We start from the raw sequence: 23,950 nt of genomic DNA, 5'->3' as shown, positions 1-23,950 counted from the left end.
GGCCGGGCGGGGCAGCCCTAAATACGCGGCCGTTCGCACAGCGCTGCGGCCTTGGCCACCAACGACGGGTCCTGCCAATCCAGCCAGGAGATGCGGGGATCGGCGCGGAACCAGGTGAGCTGGCGCCGTGCGAACTGCCGGGTGGCCACGATGGTGTCTTCCGCGGCCTCCGCTACGGTCGACGCGCCGTCGACGACCCGGAGGAACTGCGCGTAGCCGAGGGCGCGGGACGCGGTTTTCCCTTGGCGCAGCCCTTGGTTGTCCAGCCGTTGGACTTCCGCGAGCAGGCCGTCGTCCACCATCCGGTGCACCCGGCGGGCGAGCCGGTCGCGGAGCACGTCCCGGTCCACGGCAAGGCCCACCTGGACGGCCGGCTGGACGTACTCGCGCTGCGGCATGAAGGAACTGAACGGCCGGCCGGTGAGCCGGTGGACCTCCAGTGCACGGATGATGCGCCGGGCGTCGGACAACCTCCCTGCCGACACCGGGTCCACTTCGCGCAGGCGCTCCAGCAGCACCGCCTGCCCGTTCTCCGCGAGCTCAGCCTCAAGTTGTTGGCGAACCAGCGGATCCGTTCCGGGAAATTCAAGGACATCCAGTGCGGCCCGCACATACAGGCCGGAGCCGCCGGCCAGGATGGCGCGCTTACCCCGGGCGTGGATGTCCGAGACCAGGGCGCGCGCCTGCTGCTGGAACCGGGACACGCTGGCTTCCTCGGTCACATCCAGGATGTCCAGCAGGTGGTGGGGCACTCCCCGGCGTTCGGCCTGGGTGATTTTTGCCGTGCCGATGTCCATGCCGCGGTAGAACTGCATGGCGTCGGCGTTGATGACTTCGCCGCCAAGTTCCAGTGCAAGGCTGACGGCAAGGTCGGATTTGCCGGAACCGGTGGGACCGACGACGGCGATGACAGGCGGGGAGCCCACCGGTCAGCGGGTGCGGACGGGCAGCGAGGGCATGCCCAGCGAGACGCCCTTGCCGCCGGTACCGGCACCGGGCGCGGGGGCTCCGCAGGAATCCGCCTGGGACCTGTCCCAGGCGTCGCCGGCCCGGGAGCGGCGCAGGCTGTAGTCGGCCAGGGTGGGGTCGGCCACGAGGTGGAAGGCGGCAGCCTCGGTGATGGTGACAGTGACAAGGTCTCCCGGACGCGGAGCCTGGGCGCCCTCCGGGACGGAGAAGTGCACCAGCCGCTGGTCCTGCGAGCGGCCGGACAGCCGGTGGGTTTCCCCGGCTTTCCGCCCGGACTGCGCGGTGACCATGACCTCAACCCTGCGGCCCAGCTGGCGCCGGTTTTCCTCTGCCGCAATCCTGTCCTGGAGGGCGGTAAGCCGTTCAAAGCGTTCCTGCACCACGGCCTTGGGCAACTGGTCCGGCAGGTCGGCCGCCGGGGTGCCGGGGCGCTTGGAATACTGGAAGGTGAAGGCGGTGGCGAAGCGGGACTTCTCGACCACGTCCAGGGTGGCCTGGAAGTCCTCTTCCGTTTCACCCGGGAAACCCACGATGATGTCGGTGGAGATGGCGGCGTGGGGAATCTTTTCCCGCACCTTGTCCAGGATGCCAAGGAACTTTGTGGACCTGTAGGAGCGCCGCATGTCCCGCAGGACCTTGTCCGAGCCGGACTGCAGCGGCATGTGCAGCTGCGGCATGACGTTGGGGGTCTCCGCCATGGCGTCGATGACGTCGTCTGTGAACGCGGCAGGGTGCGGGCTGGTGAAGCGGACGCGTTCCAGGCCTTCGATATCGCCGCAGGCCCGGAGGAGTTTGGAGAAGGCCTGCCGGTCGCCGAACTCGACCCCGTAGGAGTTGACGTTCTGGCCGAGGAGGGTGACTTCGATGGCGCCGTCGTCAACCAGGGCCTGGATTTCGGCCAGGATGTCGCCGGGCCGGCGGTCTTTCTCTTTTCCGCGGAGGGCGGGCACGATGCAGAAGGTGCAGGTGTTGTTGCAGCCTACGGAAATAGATACCCAGCCCGAGTAGACGGAATCGCGTTTGGTGGGAAGCGTTGAGGGGAAGACGTCCAGGGACTCGAGGATTTCGAGCTGGGCCTCGTTGTTGTGGCGCGCGCGGTCCAGCAGGGCGGGCAGGGCGCCAACGTTGTGGGTGCCGAAGACGGCGTCCACCCATGGCGCCTTTTTCAGGATGGTTTCCCGGTCCTTCTGGGCGAGGCAGCCGCCCACCGCAATCTGCATGCCGGGGTTCGCGGCCTTCACCGGCGCGAGGATTCCCAGGTTCCCATAGAGCTTGTTGTCGGCGTTTTCGCGCACTGCGCAGGTGTTGAACACCACGACGTCGGCCTGCTCACCCTCGGACGGTACGTATCCTGCGTCCTCGAGCATGCCTGCCATGCGCTCTGAGTCGTGGACGTTCATCTGGCAGCCGAAGGTGCGCACCTGGTAGGTGCGTGGCTTCTGGGCAGCCGCTTGCGGAGCGTCGGCGGCCGCTGTGCTGGTGCCGGTACCGGAAAGGGGGGAAGGGATGGTCAAACTCACCTGTTAAGGGTACCGGTTTTACCGTTCGCCACTGTCGGCTGCGGCCCGGGACTCCAGGACGTCGTTGACGATCCGGAATGCCTGGGACGGCTGGTAGCCCTTGCGGGCCAGCATGGAGGCCAGCCGGCGTGCAGCCTTGTCCCGTTCCGCCCGGTCCTGAAGATCCGTCCCCGGGCGGAGCTTCCGCTCAACGAGTTGCCTTGCTGCGGCTTCTTCATCTGCGTCCGACAACTGTTCCAGCGCCGCGGCGGCAGTCTCCTGGTCGATGCCTTTCTCCGCCAGCTCGCGCCGGAGTGCGCCCTTTGCCAGCTTCCGCGACTGGGCGCGGCTCCGAACCCACATGTCGGCGAAGTCGGCGTCGTTGATCAGGCGGGCTTCCTGGAACCGGTCCAGCACTGCCTCTGCGACGTCTTCCGGGATGTTCCGCTCTGCAAGCTTCTGTGCGAGCTGCAACCTGCTCTTGGCTGAGGCTGTTAGCTGCCGATAGACGATGGACTGCGCAACCGACACCGGATCAGGCTCGGTATCCCCTGCAACGGGAGAGTCCGGAGCCGGGCCGTCCTGGAGGTCATCGGCATACGAAGCGGCGCGCCGCCCGCCGGCTCTGGACCGGCGGGGGCGCGCATTTTCAGGGCTGGTCAACGGTTAGAACCCGTCAACGGCCTTCAGCTTCGGGGAATCCTTGGATTCGGGCTCCGCAGGCTTGACGCCGACACCAAGCTTTTCCTTGATCAGGCGCTCGAGTTCGGCGGCCAGTTCAGGGTTGTCGCGCAGGAACCGGCGCGAGTTCTCCATGCCCTGGCCCAGCTGGTCGCCATCGTAGGTGAACCAGGAGCCGGACTTCTTGATGATGCCGTGCTCCACGCCCATGTCGATGATGCCGCCCTCGCGGGAGATACCCTGGCCGTAGATGATGTCGAACTCGGCCACCTTGAAGGGCGGGGCCATCTTGTTCTTGACGATCTTCGCCTTGGTCCGGTTACCGACCGAATCCGCGCCTTCCTTGAGGGTCTGGATGCGGCGCACGTCGATACGGATGGAGGCGTAGAACTTCAGGGCCTTACCGCCGGTGGTGGTTTCGGGGGAACCGAAGAAGACGCCGATCTTTTCACGGAGCTGGTTGATGAAGATGGCGGTGGTCTTCGTCTGGCTCAGGCGGCCGGTGATCTTACGCAGGGCCTGGCTCATGAGCCGTGCCTGCAGGCCCACGTGGCTGTCGCCCATGTCGCCTTCAATTTCGGCACGGGGCACCAGCGCCGCGACGGAGTCGATCACGATAACGTCCAGGGAACCTGAACCCACCAGCATGTCCATGATTTCGAGGGCCTGCTCGCCGGTGTCCGGCTGGGAGACCAGGAGGGCGTCCGTGTCCACACCGAGCTTGGCGGCGTACTCAGGATCGAGGGCGTGCTCGGCGTCGATGAAGGCGGCGATGCCGCCCAGTCGCTGGGCGTTGGCCACTGCGTGCAGGGCAACGGTGGTTTTACCGGAAGATTCCGGGCCGTAGATTTCAACGACGCGGCCCCGGGGAAGGCCGCCAATTCCCAAGGCAACGTCCAGGGCGATGGAGCCTGTGGGGATGACCTCGATGGGGGCCCGGACTTCATCGCCGAGCCGCATGACCGAGCCTTTACCGAACTGCTTGTCGATCTGGGCCAGCGCTGCTTCGAGCGCTTTTGCACGATCCGGGGCTGCCGCCATGGTTCACACCTCTAATGCTTTCTCGCTTTGGAGTGGCCTCAGCGGCCGTTTATTGGTCATCTCTGACGCTAATGGGACCCACTGACATTCCGGCCGGATAACGGCGGCTATGTGGATAACCCGCTATGAAAAGCATAGCTTTACCCGAACAGGTATTCGAACAGGAGCGCGGCGTGTCAGGAGAATCAGGCTAGTTCGCGCGGGGCTTGAGGTCCCGGCCCAGCCTGCGCTCGGCGGGAACGTCCTGGACGTCGCAGACTGCCAGCCACACCTTGCGGGGTTCCACCCCGGCAGCCAGCGCCTGGTCCGCAGTGCGCCCGCCCACCCCGGCCAGCACAAGCGTGCTGCTGAGGACCCGCGAGTACCCGGCGCCGAATTCGTCGTCCATAAGCCGCCAATAATCGCTGATTCGCACCAGAAAAGTCTCTCACGATCCGCACCCTAGAATTGTTGCCATGAGCAGCTCCCCCGACGTCCCCTCCCTGCAAGGCCGCCACGACGAAGCCACCGTGGACGCCGCGTTGCAGAACGTGGAGCACCAGATCAGCCTCTTCTGGCGGCGCGCCCGGGCCATTTCCAACCAACTCTCCCGCCAGGTCCATCCGGACATGGAGCCGGCCGCCTATGGCCTGCTGACGGTGATCCGCAGGGAGGGCCCGATCAGGCTCACCGACCTGGCCATGAACATTGGCGTGGGCAAGCCGTCCGTCAGCCGGCAGATTGCGTTCCTCGAGAGCCTGGGACTCGTGTCCAAGGAGGCGGATCCGCTGGACGGGCGCGCCCAGGCCATCCGGCTCACTCCTAAGGGTGAGGAAAAGATGCACCAGGTCCAGGATGCCCGGCGGCAGGTGTTTCGTGAACGCCTGGGCGAATGGCCGGTGGAGGACCTGGAAGAACTGGCCCGGTACATGGCCAAATTGAACTCCACGTACGAGCGTGACGGGTTCCCGAAGGACGGGCCGGCGGCCGCCCCTGCGGAAGACACGTAGGCGGATACGACTGAAGCCCCCGGCACGGCCGGAGGCTTCAGTGTGTCTTGTTTCCAAGGCCGCCTTGCGGCGGCGCGCTTACCGGGCGCCGGAAAGAAGGCCGGTGGAAAGTTCGTCGTTGAGTTCAGTGTTCAGGTCGCGCTCAAGGTCGCGGCCATAACGCTGGGAGAACTCCTGCGGAACGGTGTCCGGAACGGCAACGCCTTCGGCAACTGCCACACGGTCGCTCACTTCGCGGAGCATGCTGGACAACGGGACATCCAGCGCCGAGCAGATCGAAGAGAGGAGCTCGGATGACGCTTCCTTCTGGCCGCGCTCCACTTCACTGAGGTAACCCAGGGAGACACGGGCGCTGTGCGAGACTTCACGGAGCGTACGCCCCTGACGCTGGCGGACATCGCGCAGGACATCACCGATTTCGTGACGAAGTACAACCATCTTGCGCTCCTTCTGTTCGCTCTTAGCCTGATCGGCGAGGCCCACATCCTTCCAGCGGACAACGCCGTTAACGGATACGGGCTGCTTTACCATCTGTATCGCCTTGCTCCCTCATAGGTCAGGTCCGCGGTGGCGCGAACCGTCGTGGTCATTTCATCCTAGGCGCCTCCGCTATCCGGAAGCGACACAATGTAATAACTAATCGGTACCGGCTTTTGTTCCCGCCAACTTTACATCCGGGTAACTTCGGCCGGCCGGGTTCACCGGGACAGGGCCTCCAGAAGCCGTTCCAAGGCAGCCCCGCAGGCCTGTCCGCGGATTTCGGCACGGTTGCCGGCGAAGGAATACTCGAAGGCTTCCGTCCCGGCGGCGGTGGCTATGCCTACATACACGGTTCCCACCGGCTTTCCGTCGTGCTCATCCGGCCCAGCAACGCCGGTGGTGGAGACGCCGATGTCAGCGCGCAGGACTGTCCGGGCTCCGGCCGCCATGGCTGCGGCGACGCCGGGGTCGACGGATCCGACGCGGGCCAGCAACTCGGCCGGGACGTCCAGGACCGATTCCTTGACCGAATTCTGGTAGGCAACCACCCCGCCCTGCAGGATCCCGGAGGCGCCGGGCGTGTCGGCAAGGACTGCGGACACCATCCCGGCGGTCAGGGATTCTGCGGCGGCCACGGTGCGTCCTGTGTCGAGGGCTTTCCTGACTGCTTCCGCGGACAGATGGTGGAGGTTGGTCATGCCGGCTCCTGTCCTTTGCTGCTGCGTGCCTGCAGCTTTCCCTTCGCCCGAAGGCGCAGTGCCTCCATCACGTACTGGATGCCGGTCCAGACAGTGATGGCCACGGCCGCCATCATGACGGCGAACGCCACCCAGGCCAGCCATGGAGCGAAGGCACCCAGCGGCAGGAGGTACAGGAAGATGGCCGCAGTCTGCACAACGGTCTTGAGCTTTCCGCCCCGCGAAGCAGGGATGACGCCGTAGCGGATCACGAAGAAGCGCAGCGCGGTGATGCCCCACTCGCGGACCAGGATCACCAGTGTGGCCCACCATGGAAGTTCGCCCAGCACCGAGAGCATCACCAGGGCGGAACCGGTGAGGAGCTTATCCGCGATGGGATCGGCGATCTTGCCGAAGTCCGTCACCAGGTTCCGGCTCCTGGCGATATCGCCGTCGAGCTTGTCCGTGTAGATGGCGACGGCGAACGCCGCGACCGCCGCCCACCGCCACGGCCCGGACGCGCTCTGCAGCCCCGGGGCGTCCGCGATAAGGAACCACACGAAGAACGGGACCAGCGCGATGCGGATCATGGTCAGGATATTGGGAAGGTTCCAGACCCCGGCACGGCCTGGGCCGGCCGCGGTGGCATCGGTGCTAGTCACGTTCCTAGGCTACAGTCTTTGGGCTAGCGCCCGGTGAGGGACCAGGCATCTTCGGAGCCGTCCTCGTCGTCGTAGCCGCCGGGCGGGGAATCCGAGCCGTCGTAATATTCGGCACTCTGCTTCCGCTGGTCGAGGTCCGCCGCCACGAGGTCTTCCGCGTATCCGCCCCGGGCGATGTTGGCGTTGGCGTTGTCGCTCAGGGCTGCGGTCTGCGAGTCCGGCGCAGCGGGTGCGTCCTGGCCCTTCATGGCCGCCAGGACGGGGGCAAGATCGTCCGGTTTCACCAGGACGTCACGGGCCTTGGACCCTTCGGACGGGCCCACCACGCCCCGGGATTCCAGCAGGTCCATAAGGCGCCCTGCCTTGGCGAAGCCGACGCGGAGCTTGCGCTGGAGCATCGAGGTGGAGCCGAACTGCGTGGTGACCACGAGCTCGGTAGCCTGCAGCAGGACCTCGAGGTCGTCCCCGATGTCGTCATCGATCTGCTTCTTCGGCGCCTCCGCGGCCACGTCGTCACGGTAGCTTGCCTGGAGCTGTCCCTTGACGTGCTCCACCACCTTGTGGATTTCGGACTCCGTCACCCAGGCGCCCTGGACGCGCATGGCTTTGGACGCGCCCATCGGCAGGAAGAGCGCGTCACCCTGGCCAATCAGCTTCTCGGCACCCGGCTGGTCCAGGACAACGCGCGAGTCCGTGACGGAGGACGTGGCAAACGCCATGCGGGACGGAACGTTGGCCTTGATCAGGCCGGTGACGACGTCCACGGAAGGCCGCTGGGTGGCCAGGACCAAGTGGATGCCTGCCGCCCGGGCAAGCTGCGTGATGCGGACGATCGAGTCTTCAACGTCGCGCGGGGCAACCATCATGAGGTCCGCGAGCTCGTCCACGATCACCAGCAGGTAGGGATACGGCCGGATGACGCGCTTGGAGTCCACCGGCGGCTGGACCTTGCCGGCCCGCACCGCCTTGTTGAAGTCGTCGATGTGCTTGAAGCCGTAGTTGGCGAGGTCGTCGTAGCGCGCGTCCATTTCGCGGACCACCCATTGCAGTGCCTCGGCGGCCTTTTTGGGGTTGGTGATGATGGGCGTGATCAGGTGCGGCACGCCCTCGTAGGCGGTCAGTTCCACGCGCTTGGGGTCCACCATCACCATGCGCACCTCGTCAGGGGTGGCGCGCATCAGGATGGACGTGATCATCGAGTTCACGAACGATGACTTGCCGGCACCGGTGGCGCCTGCCACGAGGAGGTGGGGCATCTTGGCGAGGTTGGCTACGACATAGCCGCCCTCCACATCCTTGCCCACGCCCATCACCATGGGGTGGTCCGTCCGGCGGGCGTTCTGGCTTCGCAGGACGTCGCCCAGCGAGACTGTCTCGCGGTCCGTGTTGGGGATCTCAATGCCGATGGCCGATTTGCCCGGGATGGGGCTGAGGATCCGCACGTCGCTGGAGGCTACGGCATAGGAGATGTTCTTGGACAGCGCGGTGACGCGTTCCACCTTGGTTCCGGGGGCGAGTTCGATCTCGTACCTGGTAACGGTGGGGCCGCGGCTGAAGCCGGTGACGGTGGCGTCGACGTTGAACTGCTGGAGGGTGTCAGTCAGGGCAGCGACGACGGCGTCGTTGGCTTCCGTGCGCTCCTTGGGGATGGAGCCGGGCGTCAGGTAGTCCGATGCCGGGAGCGTGTACGTCACGTCGCCGGCGAGGGACAGCTGCTCGGTGCGCTGCGGAATGGGAACCGGCGGCGGGGCGGGCGCCACGGGGTTGGACGGCACTGTGGGGGCGGCTGCCGGTTTGGCAGCGGCTGCGGACATGCCGGGGGTGATCATGGGGATGGCTTCGGTTGCGTTCTCCCCCGCCGGAGCCGCTCCCTGCGCCGCGCTGCCCAGGCCCTGGGCAGCTTTGATCTTCTCGACGGCGATCTCCGCCTGGGTGGGCCGCCGGACTCCCGGCGCCGGGCGGGCCGCCGCGCCTCCCTTTGCGTCATCGTCGTCGATCACCGCGTGCTCGAAGGCTTCGTCCCCTACATAGCCCTCCAGTCCGGCGTCGGCATCCTCCTCGTCCTTGCCGAAGAAGCGGCGCTTCTTCTTGGGGGCCTTGGACGCTGTGGCGGGCGCGGTCCGTTCCAGGTAGCTGCGGTCATGGGCGTCCCGGTCCTGGTCATCCAGCAGGTCAATGCCCATCAGGTGCTCGTAGCCGGCGCGCAGTCGGCGCGGAATCGCGGTGAACGGAGTAGCCGTAATGATCAGCAGGGAAATGAAGGCCAGCAGCGAGTAGAACACGACTGGAACGGCGGGATGGATGGCGGCCAACGGCGACGCAGCGAGGAAACCCAGCATGCCCCCGGCCTGGCGGAGGCCGTCGAAGCCGTCGGCGACGGTGGGCTGTCCGCCGAGGATGTGGGCCAGTCCGCAGCCGGCGAACGTCATGATCAGGAAGCCGATGCCCACCCGGTTGTTGCCCCGCCCGTCCGAGGGCTGGCGGAAGAGCCGGAACGCGCAGACAAACAGCATCAGCGGAAGAAGCAGGGAGATCCACCCGAAGGTGCCGTTGACCACGGCGTACACCGCGTCCGGGAACCAGCCCGTCAGGCCCCACCAGGCGAAGGTGGCAATAAAGATGCCAAGGGCCAGGTTGAACAGGGCGGCGCCGTCACGGCGTTCTTCCGCGGGGAGGTCGCTGACGTCGTGGCCGATGCGCCGCACGCCTCCGCCCACCAGGTGGCCCACTCCCAGCCAGGCTCCGCCCACCACGCGCAGCAGCCACGGCTGGTGGTGCTCGACGGCGGGAAGCTGGCGGGTGCGCGCGGTGCTGGAAGAGCCGCCGGCACGCCCCGATTTGGCGGCCGTGGAGCCTGAACCGCGGCCGGAGGAGCTGCCGGTTTTGCTTCCGGCGCTGCCCCTGCTGGAGCCATGGGGCGCGGACGTAGTACGAGTGGCCATACCAGCCACGGTACCCGAGTTGGGCTGGTTTTCCGGGGATTTGGACCCCCTGGTCCGCCGGTTCGCGGCCCTTAAACGCGTCCGGCCCGCGGCCCCGTCGGACGGGAGCGCGGGCCGGAGCAGGCAGGCTGGTGTCAGGCCTCGAGCACCACGGGGATGATCATCGGCTTCCGGCGGAGCTTGCGGTTGACCCAGGTGCCCACCACGCGGCGGACCACCTGCTGGAGCTGGTGGCTGGTGTGGTCCGCGTGGTTGAGGACCGCCTCCTCCAGCGCCGCGTTGATCTTGGGGATGATTTCGTCGAACACGGAGTCGTCCTCCGCCACGCCGCGGGCGTGGATCTCGGGGCCGGATACCACCTTGCCGGTGGCGCGGTGGATGACGGTGATGATGGAGATGAAGCCTTCGTCGCCGAGGATCCTGCGGTCCTTGAGGTCGGCGTCCGTGATCTCGCCGACGCTGGAGCCGTCCACGTAAACGAAGCCGACTTCCACCTGGCCCACAACGTCAGCCCGGTGGTCCTTCAGGTCGATGACGGTGCCGTTGTCCGCGAGGATGACGCTGGCTTCGGGCACGCCGGACTCGATGGCGATCTTGCCGTTGGCGATCAGGTGGCGGGTCTCACCGTGCACCGGCATGGCGTTGAGCGGCTCGAGGATGTTGTAGCAGTAGAGAAGTTCGCCGGCGGCGGCGTGGCCCGAGACGTGGACCTTGGCGTTGCCCTTGTGGATCACGTCGGCGCCGAGCTTGAGCAGCCCGTTGATGATCCGGAAGACTGCGTTCTCGTTGCCGGGGATGAGGCTGGAGGCAAGGATGACGGTGTCGCCGTCGCCCACCACCACGCGGTGGTCGCCGTTGGCCATCCGGGACAGGGCTGCCATGGGCTCACCCTGCGAACCGGTGGACATCAGCACCACGCGGTTGTCCGGGAGGTTGTCCACGTTCTTGATGTCCACGATCAGGCCCGGCGGGACGTCCAGGTACCCGAGCTTCTCGGCAATGGCCATGTTGCGGACCATGGAGCGGCCCACGAAGGCCACCTTGCGGTTGTGCTTGGCAGCTGCGTCCAGCACCTGCTGGACCCGGTGGACGTGCGACGAGAAGGACGCCACGATGATCCGTTTGGTGGCCTGGCCGAAGAGCCTTTCGAGCGTGGGCCCGATTTCCTTCTCGGCAGTGGTGAAGCCGGGGACGTCGGCGTTGGTGGAGTCGGACATGAAGAGGTCCACGCCCTCCTCGCCGAGCTTGGCGAAGTGCCGGAGGTCGGTGATGCGTCCGTCCAGCGGCAGCTGGTCCATCTTGAAGTCGCCGGTGTGCAGGACGGTGCCGCCGGCGGTCCGGATGAACACGGCCAAAGCGTCGGGAATGGAGTGGTTGACGGCCACGAACTCACACTCGAACGGGCCGAACTTTTCGATCTGGCCTTCCTCGACCGTGAGGGTGTACGGCCGGATGCGGTGCTCCTGCAGCTTCGCCTCGATCAGGGCGAGGGTCAGCTGCGAGCCCACCAGCGGAATGTCGTTGCGGCGGCGCAGCAGGTACGGAACGGCTCCGATGTGGTCTTCGTGTCCATGGGTGAGGACAACGGCCACGATGTCGTCCAGCCGGTCCTCGATGTAGGAGAAATCAGGCAGGATCAGGTCGACGCCGGGCTGGGTCTCCTCGGGAAAAAGGACACCGCAGTCCACGATGAGCAGCTTGCCGTCGATTTCGAACACGGCCATGTTCCGGCCGATCTCCCCCAGTCCGCCCAGCGGAACAATCCGGAGGGTTCCCTGCGGCAGGCGGGGAGGGGTGACAAGGCCGGTGAGGGCAGTTTGGGTCATATTGCACTACTTTCCAGGCGGAAGGGTGCTGGTCTTACTCCTCAGGAAAAGACCAGCCCCGCTTCCGCCAAATCCCCGCGGATGGTTTCGATCTCGGCTTCGTCCGGCTCCACGAGGGGCAAACGGACAATCGAGTTGGGCAGGACTCCCTGCCATTTAAGAATCTGCTTGGCCGCAACGGCCCCCTGGACCCGCGTCATGGTGGCCCGGACCACTGGCAGGAGTTCAAAGTTGATCTTCCGGGCAGTGCTGAGATCGTTCGCGTTGACGGCGTCGATGAGCTCGCGGAAGCGGCGCGTGGCCACGTGGGTTGTGACGCCCACCAGGCCGACGGCGCCAAGGGCCATCCACGGAAGGGTCAGTCCGTCGTCGCCCGAGTAGAAGAGGAGGTCCGTCTCGGCCATGACGCGCGTGGCGGCGACGAAGTCGGCCTTGGCGTCCTTGACTGCCACGATGTTCGGGTGCTGCGCCAGCCGGATCATGGTGTCCGGCTCAATGGCGATGGAGGAGCGGCCGGGGATGTCGTACAGCATGACGGGCACGTCGACGGCGGAGGCCACCGTTTCGAAGTGGGCGCGGACCCCGGCCTGGCTGGGCTTGTTGTAGTAGGGCGTCACCAGGAGGAGGCCGTCGACGCCGAGGGCCGCCGCCTGCCGGGAAAGGTGCACCGAGTGGGCGGTGTCGTTGGTGCCCGTGCCGGCGATGATGGCAGCGCGGCCGCCGACAGCGTCCTTGACGGCGCGGAACATGCCGAGGTTTTCCTCGTCGGTGAGGGTGGATGTTTCGCCCGTGGTTCCGGTGACCACCAGGCCGTCGCAGCCGTCATCCACCAGCTTGCTGGCCAGTTCAGCGGCCTGCTCGTAATCCACTGCGCCGTCCTTGGTGAACGGTGTGACCATGGCGGTCAGAAGAGTACCAAGGGCAGGGAGATGCGCGGAATTGTCAGCCATGGAAAAAACGTTACCCTGTCAGCGGCTGGTTAGGACAATGCCGGGAGCGTGATGCACGTCAAACAGGCGGCCGCGCACCTCGGCGCCAGCGGCTCCTCCCCCTTCCCCGGCACCTCCCCCGCACCGCATTCGGGGCAGTCAGGGAGCGTGCCGGCCTGCGGAGCGGGGCGCCCCTGCCGGCGGGCCGCAATACCGTCCGACGGCGGCCTGCCGCAGCTCCTCCGCCCATGAGGCAAGCCGCTGGGCGGCCCGGACATAGTGGAACAGTTCCACCGGGGTCAGTGCGTCAAGGTCCGCTTCCGCGAGGCGGCGGGCCAGCTCGGGCCCCTCGGGCTGGGCTGCAAGGCTGATGCCTTCCTGCTCCCATTCGACATCCTCGGGCGGCCGGCCCGCCACCAGCTGGCGGAACAGGAAGTCAACAACCCCTGGACTCATGGCCTTCATGAGCCCTGCATTGCCGGACTCATGGGCGGGAATTCCGGATGATGGAGTGTGCATGCAGCCCATATTATTCGAACACATATTCGAATACAAGGAGTTTCCTGACAGCTCCGGCACAGCCAGGTATGAGACGATCTGGTCATGACGTCCCGTACCCCGGCAAGAACGTCCCGCAAGACTGCCGGGCGGCCCGTTACGGCGCGGCTCCACGGCATCGACGCTGCCCGTGGCCTGGCTTTGCTGGGCATGATGGCCACCCACCTGCTTCCCACCTTCGAGTCGAACGCGGACCTGACCCCCACCTGGATTGGCCTCACCTTCTCGGGCCGGGCTGCGGCACTGTTTGCGGTACTTGCGGGGGTGGGCCTGGCCTTGTCCACCGGAAAGCACAAGCCGCTGCAGGGCCCTGACCTGGCCGCCGCCCGCCGCGGCGTTGCCCTGCGCGCCCTGGTGATTGCCGCCGTCGGACTTTCCCTGGGCGGGCTGGAAGTCAACCTGGCCATCATCCTGGTCCACTACGCGGTGCTGTTCCTGTGTGTCCTGCCTTTCCTGGGAATGGCGCTGAAGCAGCTCTGCGCCTGGGCCGGCGGCTGGGTCCTGGGGTCACCGGTGCTGGCATACCTGCTGCGCCCGTGGCTCCTCGCCGCCCAACCGCCGATGCAGCTGGGCCACAACCCCTCCTGGGAGGACCTCTCAACACCGGCAAGCCTGCTGGCGGACCTGTTCTTCACCGGCTACTACCCTGTGTTCCAATGGCTTTCATACCTGCTCGTCGGACTCATCGTGGGCAGGCTGGTGCTGGGCAGGGCAATGGTCCCGGTGGTGCTGCTGGTAGGGGGCACTATCGTCGCAGTCCTGGCCAAGACCCTGGGTGTTACGGCAATGGAAAGCTGGGGCGGCCGGGCTGCACTGGAGGAGCTGCTGAATTCACCGGGGTATCCACTGGAGAGCATCCTGCAGGTGAACTTGACGGGTATCCCCCAGGAGGGGTCCTGGTGGTGGCTGGCGTCCGCCGCACCGCACTCGGCCACCACCTTGGACCTGCTGCACACGTCGGGCGTGGCTGTGGCGGTCATCGGGGCATGCCTGCTGCTGGGCCGGCTGGCCGAGTGGGTGGACCTGGACCTGCTGCTGCCGCTGCGCGGTGCGGGAGCGATGACCCTGAGCCTCTACGCAGTCCACGTCTGGGTGGTCTCCGGTTTCTACCTCAAACCGCTGCCGGCCGGCTGGACGGAGGACGGAATGTACTTCGCTCATGCCGCCACCGCAGTAATTGTGGGCATGGTGTTCGTGCTGCTGAAGTGGCGGGGGCCGCTGGAATGGCTGGGACATGCCGCGAACCGGGCGGGCCGGGGCGAGCCTCGGTCCATCCGGTAACTGTGCTCAGCACTAGCTGTGCTCAACAAGCGGGCACCGGGCGGCCGGGGGCTCCTAGGCGGGAACGTTCCCGCGGAAGAGCTTGATGGCGTCCCGCATGGAAGCGCGGGCGCGTTTCCGGTCGCCGGCGGCGTCATAGGCGCAGCTCAGGCGGAACCAGGAGCGCCAGTCATCCGGAGCCGCCTCAGCCTCGGAACGGTACTTCTCGAACTCGGCATCCGCGGCTGTCCGGACGATCCGGCCGGCCGGCGTGCGGGGCAGCTCGTCCACCGGCAGTCCGCCCTCCGCCTCCAGGACCTTGGCCATCTGCTCCGTGCGGGCACCGAACATCAGCTCCCGGATCAGGGCCCATGCACCGATGGCGGGCAGCACCAGGTACGCCGCACCGATAGCCTGCGCCGCTAGGTTGCTGTCCGTCAGCAGGAGGATGGAGCGCTGGAAGGATACCACCAGGTAGAAGACCAGCAGCAGGGTTACTGCTCCCACCCAGATCTTGGTGCGGTTCTTCCGGAAGCCGGCCAGCAGCCCGTTCATGGCCTAGAGCCCCAGGTCCAGGTAGCCGTCCAGGCCTACGGTCAGTCCGGGGTGTGTCGCCACGTTGCGGACGCCCAGCAGGACGCCGGGCATGAAGGAGGCGCGGTCGAACGAATCGTGGCGCAGCGTCAGCTGCTCGCCGGAACCGCCCAGCAGGACTTCCTGGTGCGCCACCAACCCCCGGAGGCGCACGCTGTGGACCCTTACGCCGTCAACGTCGCAGCCCCGTGCTCCGGCCAGTTCGCTGGTGGTGGCGTCCGGGCTGGGCGGCACCTGGGCCGCAGCGCGTTCGGCGGCGATGAGCTGGGCGGTGCGGACCGCCGTGCCCGAGGGTGCGTCCACCTTGTCCGGGTGGTGGAGCTCGATGATCTCGACTGATTCGAAGTACTTGGCGGCCTTGGCGGCGAAGGCGGAGGCCAGCACCGATCCGAGGGCGAAGTTCGGTGCGATCAGGACACCTGTCTCCGGATGGCCGGCCAGCAGGCTTTCCAGCGCGGACAGCCTGCCCGCGTCCCAGCCGGTGGTTCCCACAACAGCGTGGATGCCGTGTTCGACGGCGAACCGGACGTTCGCTTCGGTGCTTTCCGGAACTGTCAGGTCCACCACGAACCGGGCACCGGCAGCCGTGATCTGGTCCAGCGAATCGCCGCGTCCCAGGGCCGCCACCAGCTTCATGTCCGGTGCGGCTTCAATGGCTTTTACGGCTTCGGCGCCCATGCGCCCGTTCGCGCCCAGCACGGCAACGGGCAAGGGAGCAGGGAGTTGTTCGGTCATGCCGTTAAGCCTACCGGTGGGGCCGCGCCGCACAGGAACCAGGGACTGTGCGTTACCTCGCAGGAAGCATGGTGCCGGCCGGCACCAGCGGACGCCTCAGCTGCCGGCGCCGACCCACTCCACCGTGCCGTCAGTAAAGAACTGTTCCTTCCAGATGGGCACCTGTTCCTTGATCCGGTCCACCAGCTCAGAGCACACGGCGAAGGCCTGGCCCCGGTGGGCTGCGGACACCGCGCACACCAGCGCCGGATCGCCGATCTCCAGCATGCCGATCCGGTGCGCCGCCCAAATCCGCACCGGCTGCGGGGGCACGCTGCTGTCTCCGCTTCCGGCGGCCTGTTCCCCGGCAAGGCGCGCGACGACGTCGGCCATCACCTGGTGTGCCGTGGGATGCGCGCTGTAGCTGAGCCGCTCAACCGGCTTGCCGCCGTCGTGGTTCCGCACCACGCCGCTGAAGCTGACCACTGCCCCCGCAGTGTCGCTCTCCACTGCCGCAATGGCCTGGTCAACGGAGATTGGCTCCGCGCTCAGGACGGCGTTGACTACCTCGAAAACTGCTTCAGTGCCCATGTCCGCCTTCCAGCTGGTCGCAGAGGTGCCCGATCACGGGGTCCAGGACGGTCAGTCCGTCCATGACCCCTTTGGGTGATCCGGGCAGGTTGATGATGAAGGTACTGCCGGCCGCGCCGGCATAGCCGCGGCTCAGGGCCGCCAGCGGGGTCTTCGCGGCACCGGCGCGGCGAACTGCCTCCATGATGCCGGGAATCTCGCGGTCCAGCAGCGGAAGGGTGACGTCCGGGGTGCGGTCGTCCGGGCTGAGGCCTGTCCCGCCGCTGGTGATGACGACGGCGGGGTGCTGGGTGAGGAGCGCGCGGATGGCTGCGCCCACGGGCTCGCCGTCGGGGACCACCATGGCCGGGAACACGTCGAAGCCGTGTTCGGTCAGCCAGTCCGTAATCACGGGGCCGGTTTCGTCGTCGTAGATGCCGGCCGCAGCGCGGGTGGAGGCGATCACGACGCCGGCCTTCCGGCCCTGCACGTCGCCGTGCCGGTGCGGCTCGGGAGCATTGATGGTGCCGGGAGTAGTCACAGTGCCCAGTCCCCGCTCTTGCCGCCGCTCTTGGCCAGCACCTTGATGTCCGTCAGGACAGCGTGCTTGTCCACCGCCTTGATCATGTCGTAAACGCTCAGCGCCGCAACGGAGACTGCCGTGAGGGCTTCCATCTCCACGCCGGTGACGCCGCGGGTCTTCACGGTGGCGAGGATCGAAACCGTCGCGGCGCCAAGTTCGAAGTCCACGGTGACCCTGGACAGCGGAAGCGGATGGCACAGCGGTATCAGTTCCGGGGTCTTCTTGGCCGCCATGATCCCGGCAACCCGTGCCACGGCCAGGGCGTCCCCCTTGGGCAGTCCGCCCGAGCCGAGCAGGTCCATCACCTCCGAGGTGGTGTGGACCGTGGCGGTGGCGGTGGCCTCGCGGGTGGTTTCGGCTTTGGCGGACACGTCCACCATCTGGGCGCTGCCGTCCTGGCGCAGGTGCGTCAGCGCGGCCGGGGTTTGTTCTGCATTCACAGCATCCATACTTCCACCTCCGCACCGGCCGCGAGCGCGGCCACTCCTTCGGGGACGTGAACCAGCACGTTGGAACCCGCGAGCGCGTGCATCAGGTGTGAGCTTTCCCCGCCCTGCAGCTCCACCGTCCCGTCGGACTGCAACGTTCCCCGGCGGACCTGGTGCTTGTGTTCGGGAGACGTGAGCGGGTGGGCGAGGCGGGCGCGGAGGGGCAGGCGGGGTGCGGGCGTTCCCAGCAAACCCGCAAGCACCGGGCGGAGGAACATCTCGAAGGACACCAGGCAGCTGACAGGGTTGCCGGGGAAGCCCAGGAAGGGACGCCCGTCGAAGCTGCCGATCCCCTGCGGGCCCCCCGGCTGCATTGCCACATGGAGGAATTCCACCGGCTGGTCCTCCATGGCCTGCCGGACTACCTCGTAGGCGCCCTTGCTGACCCCTCCGGTGGTGACGATAAGGTCCGCCGCGCTGCCTTCGGCCCGCAGCAGCGCCCGCAGCGCGTCCGGGTTGTCCGTGGCAATGCCTGCCCGCCGGACCACCAGCCCCGCCTGCGTCATGGCCGCTTCCAGCAGGGTGCCATTGGAGTCGTAGATCTTGCCGGCGGGGAGCTCCTGGCCGGGCTCCACCACCTCGTCGCCGGTGGTCACCAGCAGGACCGTCACAGCCTTGTAGACCGTCACGTCCGGGATCCCCAGTGCCGCCAACAGTCCCAGCTGGGCCGGCCCCAGGAAAGTACCGGCTGCCAAGGCCGTCTCCCCGGCAAGGACGTCGCTGCCTGCTGCGCGCACAAACGTTCCGGGCGCTGCCGGGGGCAGACGCACCGTTGCTTGTTCCGCTGCCTGCCCGGCGGGCGGCAGGAACCGGTCCGGAACGGCCCGCTCGATGGGGACGACGGCGTCGGCTCCGTCCGGGAGCATGGCTCCCGTCATGATCGGCGCGGCCATGCCAGGCTTTAGTCCGTCCGGACTGGCACCGGCGGGGACGGGAGGCATAACACGCAGCTCTCCGCCGCCGTCGGGCAGGTCAGCGGAGCGGACGGCGTAGCCGTCCATCTGGGAGTTGGGGAAGGGCGGCAGGCTGATGGGAGCCGGGATGTCGCCGACCAGGCCCCGGCCCAGGGCCTCACGCAGCGGCAGGCGCTCCGTCCGCTCCGGTGACCGCAAGGGCCGCAACAGATCTTCGACGGCGGCCACATGGCCAGCCGCGGACCGTGCGTGGTGCGGGGAACGGTGCAGTGCCTGGTCTACAGGCGTTCCATGCGGTTGCGGGCTGGTCATGGTTCCGCCTTCAGTGTCAGCCTTCAGGGTTTCACGTCCACTCTAATGGTGTGGAGCCCGGTGGCTCCGTTGGGGGCGGCAGGGCGGCTCTGCTCGTCCTGGACTTGGCCGGAAAGGTCCGTTGCCCTGACCTGGATTTCGTATTGCCCTTCCGTCAGGTCCAATCCCAGCTTCCACTGGTACCAGGTGTCCCGGGAGATTCCTTCCGCCAGTTCAGCTTGCTGCCACGGGCCCCGGTTCACCCTCAGCTCCACCTTCCCGATGCCGGTGTGCTGCGCCCAGGCCACGCCTCCGAACAGCACCCTTCCCGCCTTCACGGGGCGCCCGCCACGCGGCACATCGATCCTCGAGGAGGTCTTGATGGGACCCCGCTCCGACCAGCCTCGGGGTGTCCAGTAGGCGACGTCATCCGCGAACCTGGTGACCTTGAGTTGGGTGACCCATTTGGTGGCGGAGACGTAGCCGTAAAGTCCGGGCACCACCAGCCGCACGGGAAAGCCGTGCTCAAGGGGCAGCGGCTCGCCGTTCATTCCAATGGCGAGCAGCGCATCCCTGCCGTCGCTGAGCACCTCAAGGGGCGTTCCTGCGGTCCAGCCGTCGGCGCTCCTTGACAGGACCATGTCCGCGCCGGGCCGGGGGCCTGCCAGTGCGAGGAGCTCGCGGACCGGCCAGCCGAGCCAGCGCGCATTGCCGATAAGGTCGCCGCCCACGTTGTTGGACACGCAGGCGAGGGTGACATGGCGTTCAACCAGGGGTTTGGCCAGGAGATCGGCGAAGGACAGCTCAACCTCCCTGTCCACCATTCCCGTGACCCTCAGGACCCAGGTGGCGGGATCGACGGCGGGAACGGACAGTGCGGTATCGATGCGGTAAAAGTCGGCATTCGGGGTGACCAGCGGGGTGATGCCCTCGACTCCAGCCTCGGCAGTTGCCGGTATGGCCGGAGCCGCTGACGCGGGAGCCGGCAGGGCCACGCGGCCCCGGGCCTCGCTGACGACGGCGGCGGCACCGCGCCAGGCTGCCGCGAGCACGCCGCCGACTGCCGTGAATGCTGCTCCCCCGGCCAAAGCCTGCAGGAAGCGGCGGCGGGCCGGGGCGGGGGTTGCTAAGGCGGGCTCCGCGGCTGGGGCGGGCTCCGCGGCTGGGTCGGGCTCCGCCGCCTGGCTCCCCCACTCCTGAAGCATGCGGACCAGGAACCGAAGCAGGACGACCGCAACGACGGCGGTGAACACCGCCAGGCTCATTGCGTTGGCATTGGCCTGGGCACGGGTCAGGACGGCCGCAAGGCCGGCCAGGCCAAAGACGCCAACCATGGCGGCGCCGGCGTAGCGCCGCCGGTCCTCCAGGACTCCTGCCAGCGCGGCGAATCCGGCGATGACCAGCGCCATGCCCGCCAGGAGGGCAACTTTATCCGCTGTCCCGAACAGTGCCACAGCCCAGTCCTTGACACGGGGAGGAACGGCATCGATGACGGCACCGCCCACAGCAGTCACAGGTGACAGCGACGGACTGAACACCGCTGCCAAGAGTTCCCCCAGGACCAGGGCGCTGCCCACCGCAACCGCACCCGCCGCGGCTGCCAGCCACGCGCGGCGCCATAGCGCCTGCCCATGCCCGTTCCGCTGCTCGCGCCCACGTCCACGCCGCAGGGAAGGCGCCGGGCGCTCCGGAAGCCGTGTCCCGCCGTCGTGCGTTGCCTGCCCTGGCTGGGAGCTGTCCACATCTCCAGCATAGATTCGCCGGATACCCGCGTCCCCGTTGCCGGCCACACATTCTGTTTGCCCTGCCCGCACCGTCCCGGGTGTGATGCAGAGCCCATCGTGGCGTAGCCTGAGTCCATGAGTGTCCAGCTAGGCATGCCGCAGCCACGGGAGGAAGCGGGCGCAGCGCTGCCGTCCGTCCCGGCGGCCCGCCCCGCCGGCGCTGCTGCCGGACTCGTGGACCGGTACGGCCGCCGGGCCACGGACATGAGGCTGTCCCTGACGGACAAATGCAATCTCCGCTGCACGTACTGCATGCCCGCCGAAGGTTTGGAATGGCTCGCCAAGCAGGCAGTGATGTCCGCGGAGGAAATCGTGCGGATCGTGCGGATCGGCGTGGACCAGCTGGGTGTGCGCGAACTGCGCCTGACCGGTGGCGAACCGCTGGTGCGGCACGACCTGGTTGACATCATTGCCTCACTCCGCCGGAACCATCCCGGGCTGCCCATTTCAATGACCACCAACGGTGTGGGGCTGGCGAAGAAAGCCGCTGCATTGAAGGCGGCCGGCCTGACCCGGATCAACGTGTCCCTGGATTCGCTGCACGAGGAAACCTTCACCCAGCTGACCCGCCGGCCGTTCCTGGACCAGGTGCTGGCCGGGGTGGATGCCGCATGGGCGGCAGGTCTTGGCCCCGTCAAGCTCAACGCCGTCCTGATGCGCGGTATCAACGATGCCGAGGCGCCGTCATTGCTCGCATGGGCGCTGGAGCGCGGCTACGAGCTGCGGTTCATCGAGCAGATGCCGCTCGACGCAGACCATGGCTGGACGCGTCGGAACATGATCACGGCCGCCGAGATCCGTGGGCTGCTCTCGTCCGACTTTGTCCTCAGCCCCGACCCCCGCGCCCGTGACGGCGCCCCGGCGGAGCGCTTTGAAGTACGACGGCGGGAGGCGGGGTCTGTTTCCGACGTTTTGTCCGGCCCGGCCCTGGGCACGGTGGGGATCATCGCCTCCGTGACGGAACCGTTCTGTTCAGACTGCCGCCGGACCCGGATCACCGCCGAGGGCAAGATCATGAGCTGCCTGTTCTCCCGGGAAGAGATTGACTTGCTGGGGCTCCTGCGTTCGGGAGCCGGCGACGGCGAACTCGCCCAGCGCTGGCAGGACGCCATGTGGCTTAAGCCCAAAGCCCACGGAATGGACCACGTGGGACTCGATGCTCCGGACTTCGTCCAGCCGGACCGCAGCATGAGCGCCATCGGGGGCTGAAACTTTTGAACGTACGTTACTTCGCTGCCGCACGCGCTGCCTCCGGCGTCGAGGAAGAGCGCTTCAACCTGGCGGCGGGTTCCACTGTTGCGGATCTCTTGGAGGCTGTCCTGGCAGTCGAGCGCCCTGAACCGCCCACCGGCACTCCTCCGCTGCCCCGCATCCTGTCCCGGAGCAGCTTCCTCCTCAATGAAGTCGCCGTGCGCGATCATTCGGTTGTGTTGAAGGCCGACGACGTAGTGGATGTGCTGCCTCCGTTCGCCGGGGGCTAGATGATCGAGTCCTACCGGATCTAGTGGTCGTAGGCGACCAGGTAGCGTCTGCGGTGTCCAGCTCGGCGGGACACGCCACTCCGCGTTCACTTGGACCCGCACCCACGAGCACACCCGCACCCACACGCCCTAAAATGTCGGTGCCTCGATGGATGATATCCACGTGGACACAGACACGACAGGTGAGATGATCAGCGCTACGGCGTTGTTTCCTGCCGTCCATGCTGCGCACGTCCGCCCGTCAGCCGCTCCCAGACTTGGGCCCGGACAGAATGTCAGTGCCTCAATAGATGATGCTGATATGGGAAACGGCGCGGGCACGGCACCAGCGATGGAGGGCATTCAGGCCTCCACCTCCCGCCTGAATGCGCTGTTTCTCGAAGATTCCGCCCTGGAAGCCGGCGGTGGTGCCGCCGCCGGGGTTGATGTGCTGCAGCGCCGCTATGAGCTCCGCCTGGAGCGGATGGCCGTGGCGAAGCAACTCGAGGCGCAGATCGCCGCCGTAAAGGCCGGGGACGCGGCAGAGGCCGTCGGAATCCAGCACGCCATGACCCCGCCGGACGCGCCCGTGCACGAACGGACTTACGCCGAGATGTCGGCGGTTGAGGAAATCGCCGGGGTCCTGGCCCTCAGCTCCCCCGCCGCCGGGGCCCTCGTCACCCAGGCCCGCCAACTTGCCACCCTGCCCTTGGCCATGGACGCCCTGGCGGCCGGGACCATCACTTGGCAGCACGCGAAAATCCTCGTCGACGAAGCCGATGCCCTCGGCCCTACCGGCGCGGCCGCCCTCGTTGCGCACTTCCTCGACCCCGACGCACCTAAGCCCGCCCGCGGAGCCGCCGCCGGTGAACTCGTACCTAACCGGTTCCGCGCCAAGGTCCGCGGCTGGCGTGAACGCCACCACCCCGAGACCCTGGAGAAGCGCCACAGCAAATGTGCTGCGGACCGGCGGATGGAATACGCCCCGGACCGCGACGGCATGGCCTGGCTCTCGCTCTACCTGCCCGGCAGCACCGCATCCGCCATCTGGAACCGCACCACCGCCCTCGCCCGCGGACTCCAAGGCCCCAATGAGCCCCGGACGCTCACGCAACTGCGGCCAGACGTCGCCGCCCACCTGCTCCTCAGCGCGGGACCAGCCCTTAGCCACGCACAGGAAGGCACTCCAGGTAAAACCGGCACGGCGGAACACAGCACTGTAGAGGGCACCGACGCCCCTGTAGGGCTGGCTTTCCTGTCCGTCAATGACCAAGCAGATGCCGCAACCATCAGCACAGATGCCGCGGGACCAACTGTCGGGGATGCCTCTGCCGGCGCTGCCACTGACGTCAACAGCGCGTGCGCCGATCTTGCCGACGTTCCGGTGCCCAATGCGGACGTCCTGGTCACCGTCCCGGTGTTCTCACTCCTCGGCCTCACCGACGAACCCGCAAACCTGGACGGCTACGGGCCCATCCCCGCTTCCATGGCCCGCAAACTCGTCGCTGACGGCGCCGCCTCGTTCCACCGCGTCCTGGTGGACCCGCGCGACGGTGCGCCACTGGAAATCGGCCGCACCAGCTACCGTCTCACCAAAGCCATGAAACAAGCACTCCGCCTCCGCGACGGAAAATGCACCTTCCCCGGCTGCAACAACCGGACTTCGGACAACGAGGCAGACCACCTCCAGGCCTGGCACCACGGCGGAACCACCGGAATCAGCAACCTGGCCCAACTCTGCCCCAAACACCACCGCCTCAAACACAACAGCCGCTGGAAACCCACCCCCGGCACCAAAACCCAGCCACCCGGCTGGACCTCACCCACCGGCCGCCACTACAAGCCCGAACACCACGACTGGGAACCACCCCACTGGCCGCCTGGACTCCTTGCCGCTGAACCCCCGGGGCTCCGGGACTGTCTGAATAACGGTGTGTGGAGTCCGGCCTGATCCGAAAGGAGACGGCCGTGTCAGAGTCCACGTCCGAGATGGCAGGGGTGATGATCGATCCTGTGACGGGAGAGATCATCGATCAGAA

At 67.2% G+C, this 23,950-nt stretch carries 24 protein-coding genes; 5 read left to right on the top strand and 19 right to left on the bottom strand.

Annotation, left to right across the window (positions count from 1 at the left end):
* Nucleotides 1–17: 17 nt before the first annotated feature.
* The 5 genes from miaA to ACQ3DC_RS19340 all read right to left on the bottom strand — a co-directional run bounded on the left by miaA (nucleotide 18) and on the right by ACQ3DC_RS19340 (nucleotide 4,605).
* Complete coding sequence (miaA, locus tag ACQ3DC_RS19360) at nucleotides 18–926, bottom strand: tRNA (adenosine(37)-N6)-dimethylallyltransferase MiaA (protein ID WP_370460358.1); 909 nt, start codon at nucleotides 924–926, stop codon at nucleotides 18–20.
* Nucleotides 927–929: 3 nt separating this feature from the next.
* The gene (gene miaB / locus ACQ3DC_RS19355; RefSeq protein ID WP_430752974.1) at nucleotides 930–2,489 is read right to left on the bottom strand and encodes a tRNA (N6-isopentenyl adenosine(37)-C2)-methylthiotransferase MiaB; all 1,560 of its coding nucleotides are present in this window, start codon (nucleotides 2,487–2,489) and stop codon (nucleotides 930–932) included.
* A gap of 18 nt (nucleotides 2,490–2,507) precedes the next feature.
* The gene (locus ACQ3DC_RS19350) at nucleotides 2,508–2,999 is read right to left on the bottom strand and encodes a regulatory protein RecX (RefSeq protein ID WP_321215871.1); all 492 of its coding nucleotides are present in this window, start codon (nucleotides 2,997–2,999) and stop codon (nucleotides 2,508–2,510) included.
* Between the two features lie 135 nt (nucleotides 3,000–3,134).
* Entirely contained in the window at nucleotides 3,135–4,190 is a 1,056-nt protein-coding gene (gene recA / locus ACQ3DC_RS19345; protein WP_066274884.1) for a recombinase RecA, read from the bottom strand.
* A gap of 190 nt (nucleotides 4,191–4,380) precedes the next feature.
* Nucleotides 4,381–4,605 carry a DUF3046 domain-containing protein gene (locus tag ACQ3DC_RS19340; RefSeq protein ID WP_321215870.1) on the bottom strand — a complete coding sequence of 75 codons (225 nt, stop codon included), beginning with the start codon at nucleotides 4,603–4,605 and terminating at the stop codon, nucleotides 4,381–4,383.
* A gap of 40 nt (nucleotides 4,606–4,645) precedes the next feature.
* Between ACQ3DC_RS19340 and ACQ3DC_RS19335 the strand changes: the two genes are divergently transcribed.
* Nucleotides 4,646–5,179 carry a MarR family winged helix-turn-helix transcriptional regulator gene (locus tag ACQ3DC_RS19335; RefSeq protein WP_157238581.1) on the top strand — a complete coding sequence of 178 codons (534 nt, stop codon included), beginning with the start codon at nucleotides 4,646–4,648 and terminating at the stop codon, nucleotides 5,177–5,179.
* A 78-nt stretch (nucleotides 5,180–5,257) separates the two neighbouring features.
* On the opposite strand, the gene ACQ3DC_RS19330 is transcribed toward ACQ3DC_RS19335, so the two are convergent.
* The 7 genes from ACQ3DC_RS19330 to ACQ3DC_RS19300 form a co-directional block, all read right to left on the bottom strand.
* On the bottom strand, nucleotides 5,258–5,710 hold the full coding sequence (locus ACQ3DC_RS19330; RefSeq protein WP_043793869.1) for a helix-turn-helix domain-containing protein: 453 nt from the start codon (nucleotides 5,708–5,710) through the stop codon (nucleotides 5,258–5,260).
* 167 nt (nucleotides 5,711–5,877) lie between these two features.
* Nucleotides 5,878–6,357 carry a CinA family protein gene (locus ACQ3DC_RS19325; RefSeq protein ID WP_157238582.1) on the bottom strand — a complete coding sequence of 160 codons (480 nt, stop codon included), beginning with the start codon at nucleotides 6,355–6,357 and terminating at the stop codon, nucleotides 5,878–5,880.
* Nucleotides 6,354–6,998: a CDP-diacylglycerol--glycerol-3-phosphate 3-phosphatidyltransferase gene (pgsA, locus tag ACQ3DC_RS19320; protein WP_321215869.1), complete on the bottom strand. Its 645-nt coding sequence runs from the start codon at nucleotides 6,996–6,998 to the stop codon at nucleotides 6,354–6,356. The genes ACQ3DC_RS19325 and pgsA overlap by 4 nt, the downstream gene beginning before the upstream one ends.
* A 23-nt stretch (nucleotides 6,999–7,021) precedes the next feature.
* Nucleotides 7,022–9,940 (bottom strand): DNA translocase FtsK, encoded by a 2,919-nt coding sequence (locus ACQ3DC_RS19315; RefSeq protein WP_430752973.1) that lies wholly within the window; start codon nucleotides 9,938–9,940, stop codon nucleotides 7,022–7,024.
* 134 nt (nucleotides 9,941–10,074) lie between these two features.
* Nucleotides 10,075–11,766 carry a ribonuclease J gene (locus tag ACQ3DC_RS19310; protein ID WP_157238584.1) on the bottom strand — a complete coding sequence of 564 codons (1,692 nt, stop codon included), beginning with the start codon at nucleotides 11,764–11,766 and terminating at the stop codon, nucleotides 10,075–10,077.
* 41 nt (nucleotides 11,767–11,807) lie between these two features.
* The gene (gene dapA, locus ACQ3DC_RS19305; RefSeq protein ID WP_157238585.1) at nucleotides 11,808–12,716 is read right to left on the bottom strand and encodes a 4-hydroxy-tetrahydrodipicolinate synthase; all 909 of its coding nucleotides are present in this window, start codon (nucleotides 12,714–12,716) and stop codon (nucleotides 11,808–11,810) included.
* Nucleotides 12,717–12,854: 138 nt separating this feature from the next.
* On the bottom strand, nucleotides 12,855–13,214 hold the full coding sequence (locus ACQ3DC_RS19300) for a hypothetical protein (protein WP_370460360.1): 360 nt from the start codon (nucleotides 13,212–13,214) through the stop codon (nucleotides 12,855–12,857).
* An 84-nt stretch (nucleotides 13,215–13,298) separates the two neighbouring features.
* On the opposite strand from ACQ3DC_RS19300, the gene ACQ3DC_RS19295 reads away from it, so the two are divergent.
* Nucleotides 13,299–14,534: a heparan-alpha-glucosaminide N-acetyltransferase domain-containing protein gene (locus ACQ3DC_RS19295; RefSeq protein WP_323057599.1), complete on the top strand. Its 1,236-nt coding sequence runs from the start codon at nucleotides 13,299–13,301 to the stop codon at nucleotides 14,532–14,534.
* A gap of 54 nt (nucleotides 14,535–14,588) precedes the next feature.
* Here the strand turns inward: ACQ3DC_RS19295 and ACQ3DC_RS19290 are convergent, their stop codons facing one another.
* From ACQ3DC_RS19290 to ACQ3DC_RS19260, 7 genes are all read right to left on the bottom strand, one after another.
* On the bottom strand, nucleotides 14,589–15,068 hold the full coding sequence (locus ACQ3DC_RS19290) for a hypothetical protein (protein WP_421092803.1): 480 nt from the start codon (nucleotides 15,066–15,068) through the stop codon (nucleotides 14,589–14,591).
* 3 nt (nucleotides 15,069–15,071) lie between these two features.
* On the bottom strand, nucleotides 15,072–15,842 hold the full coding sequence (dapB, locus tag ACQ3DC_RS19285; protein ID WP_421092802.1) for a 4-hydroxy-tetrahydrodipicolinate reductase: 771 nt from the start codon (nucleotides 15,840–15,842) through the stop codon (nucleotides 15,072–15,074).
* A gap of 96 nt (nucleotides 15,843–15,938) precedes the next feature.
* The gene (locus ACQ3DC_RS19280) at nucleotides 15,939–16,412 is read right to left on the bottom strand and encodes a molybdenum cofactor biosynthesis protein MoaE (RefSeq protein WP_321215865.1); all 474 of its coding nucleotides are present in this window, start codon (nucleotides 16,410–16,412) and stop codon (nucleotides 15,939–15,941) included.
* A complete protein-coding gene (locus ACQ3DC_RS19275; RefSeq protein WP_321215864.1) occupies nucleotides 16,402–16,932 on the bottom strand; it encodes a MogA/MoaB family molybdenum cofactor biosynthesis protein in 531 nt (176 codons plus the stop codon). Before ACQ3DC_RS19275 ends, ACQ3DC_RS19280 begins: the two co-directional genes overlap by 11 nt.
* Nucleotides 16,929–17,423, bottom strand: coding sequence for a cyclic pyranopterin monophosphate synthase MoaC (gene moaC / locus ACQ3DC_RS19270; protein ID WP_321215863.1), 495 nt, complete (start codon nucleotides 17,421–17,423; stop codon nucleotides 16,929–16,931). The genes ACQ3DC_RS19275 and moaC overlap by 4 nt, the downstream gene beginning before the upstream one ends.
* Nucleotides 17,411–18,688: a molybdopterin molybdotransferase MoeA gene (locus ACQ3DC_RS19265; RefSeq protein WP_430752972.1), complete on the bottom strand. Its 1,278-nt coding sequence runs from the start codon at nucleotides 18,686–18,688 to the stop codon at nucleotides 17,411–17,413. The genes moaC and ACQ3DC_RS19265 overlap by 13 nt, the downstream gene beginning before the upstream one ends.
* Nucleotides 18,689–18,711: 23 nt before the next feature.
* Nucleotides 18,712–20,271, bottom strand: coding sequence for a molybdopterin-dependent oxidoreductase (locus ACQ3DC_RS19260; protein WP_430752992.1), 1,560 nt, complete (start codon nucleotides 20,269–20,271; stop codon nucleotides 18,712–18,714).
* A gap of 255 nt (nucleotides 20,272–20,526) precedes the next feature.
* Here ACQ3DC_RS19260 and moaA point away from each other — a divergent pair, with 255 nt between their 5' ends.
* From moaA to ACQ3DC_RS19245, 3 genes are all read left to right on the top strand, one after another.
* Entirely contained in the window at nucleotides 20,527–21,660 is a 1,134-nt protein-coding gene (moaA, locus tag ACQ3DC_RS19255; RefSeq protein WP_430752971.1) for a GTP 3',8-cyclase MoaA, read from the top strand.
* Between the two features lie 5 nt (nucleotides 21,661–21,665).
* Nucleotides 21,666–21,932: a MoaD/ThiS family protein gene (locus ACQ3DC_RS19250; RefSeq protein ID WP_157238589.1), complete on the top strand. Its 267-nt coding sequence runs from the start codon at nucleotides 21,666–21,668 to the stop codon at nucleotides 21,930–21,932.
* 301 nt (nucleotides 21,933–22,233) lie between these two features.
* Nucleotides 22,234–23,862, top strand: a complete 1,629-nt coding sequence (locus ACQ3DC_RS19245) for an HNH endonuclease (RefSeq protein ID WP_430752970.1) — start codon at nucleotides 22,234–22,236, stop codon at nucleotides 23,860–23,862.
* Nucleotides 23,863–23,950: the final 88 nt, after the last annotated feature.

This window comes from Paenarthrobacter sp. NEAU-H11 (assembly GCF_050573415.1).
GTDB lineage: Bacteria > Actinomycetota > Actinomycetes > Actinomycetales > Micrococcaceae > Arthrobacter.
The sequence above is the reverse complement of the archived record's forward strand: the minus strand, read 5'-3'. Positions and strand labels throughout refer to the sequence as shown.

What these genes read in the sequence shown, in the direction of transcription:
- recA (WP_066274884.1), bottom strand. Translation starts at nt 4,190, where the DNA reads ATGGCGGCAGCCCCGGATCGTGCAAAAGCGCTCGAAGCAGCGCTGGCC.
- ACQ3DC_RS19335 (WP_157238581.1), top strand. Translation starts at nt 4,646, where the DNA reads ATGAGCAGCTCCCCCGACGTCCCCTCCCTGCAAGGCCGCCACGACGAA.
- ACQ3DC_RS19330 (WP_043793869.1), bottom strand. Translation starts at nt 5,710, where the DNA reads ATGGTAAAGCAGCCCGTATCCGTTAACGGCGTTGTCCGCTGGAAGGAT.
- ACQ3DC_RS19325 (WP_157238582.1), bottom strand. Translation starts at nt 6,357, where the DNA reads ATGACCAACCTCCACCATCTGTCCGCGGAAGCAGTCAGGAAAGCCCTC.
- ACQ3DC_RS19315 (WP_430752973.1), bottom strand. Translation starts at nt 9,940, where the DNA reads ATGGCCACTCGTACTACGTCCGCGCCCCATGGCTCCAGCAGGGGCAGC.
- ACQ3DC_RS19310 (WP_157238584.1), bottom strand. Translation starts at nt 11,766, where the DNA reads ATGACCCAAACTGCCCTCACCGGCCTTGTCACCCCTCCCCGCCTGCCG.
- dapA (WP_157238585.1), bottom strand. Translation starts at nt 12,716, where the DNA reads ATGGCTGACAATTCCGCGCATCTCCCTGCCCTTGGTACTCTTCTGACC.
- ACQ3DC_RS19300 (WP_370460360.1), bottom strand. Translation starts at nt 13,214, where the DNA reads ATGCACACTCCATCATCCGGAATTCCCGCCCATGAGTCCGGCAATGCA.
- ACQ3DC_RS19295 (WP_323057599.1), top strand. Translation starts at nt 13,299, where the DNA reads ATGACGTCCCGTACCCCGGCAAGAACGTCCCGCAAGACTGCCGGGCGG.
- ACQ3DC_RS19290 (WP_421092803.1), bottom strand. Translation starts at nt 15,068, where the DNA reads ATGAACGGGCTGCTGGCCGGCTTCCGGAAGAACCGCACCAAGATCTGG.
- dapB (WP_421092802.1), bottom strand. Translation starts at nt 15,842, where the DNA reads ATGACCGAACAACTCCCTGCTCCCTTGCCCGTTGCCGTGCTGGGCGCG.
- ACQ3DC_RS19280 (WP_321215865.1), bottom strand. Translation starts at nt 16,412, where the DNA reads ATGGGCACTGAAGCAGTTTTCGAGGTAGTCAACGCCGTCCTGAGCGCG.
- moaC (WP_321215863.1), bottom strand. Translation starts at nt 17,423, where the DNA reads ATGGATGCTGTGAATGCAGAACAAACCCCGGCCGCGCTGACGCACCTG.
- ACQ3DC_RS19265 (WP_430752972.1), bottom strand. Translation starts at nt 18,688, where the DNA reads ATGACCAGCCCGCAACCGCATGGAACGCCTGTAGACCAGGCACTGCAC.
- moaA (WP_430752971.1), top strand. Translation starts at nt 20,527, where the DNA reads ATGAGTGTCCAGCTAGGCATGCCGCAGCCACGGGAGGAAGCGGGCGCA.
- ACQ3DC_RS19245 (WP_430752970.1), top strand. Translation starts at nt 22,234, where the DNA reads ATGGGAAACGGCGCGGGCACGGCACCAGCGATGGAGGGCATTCAGGCC.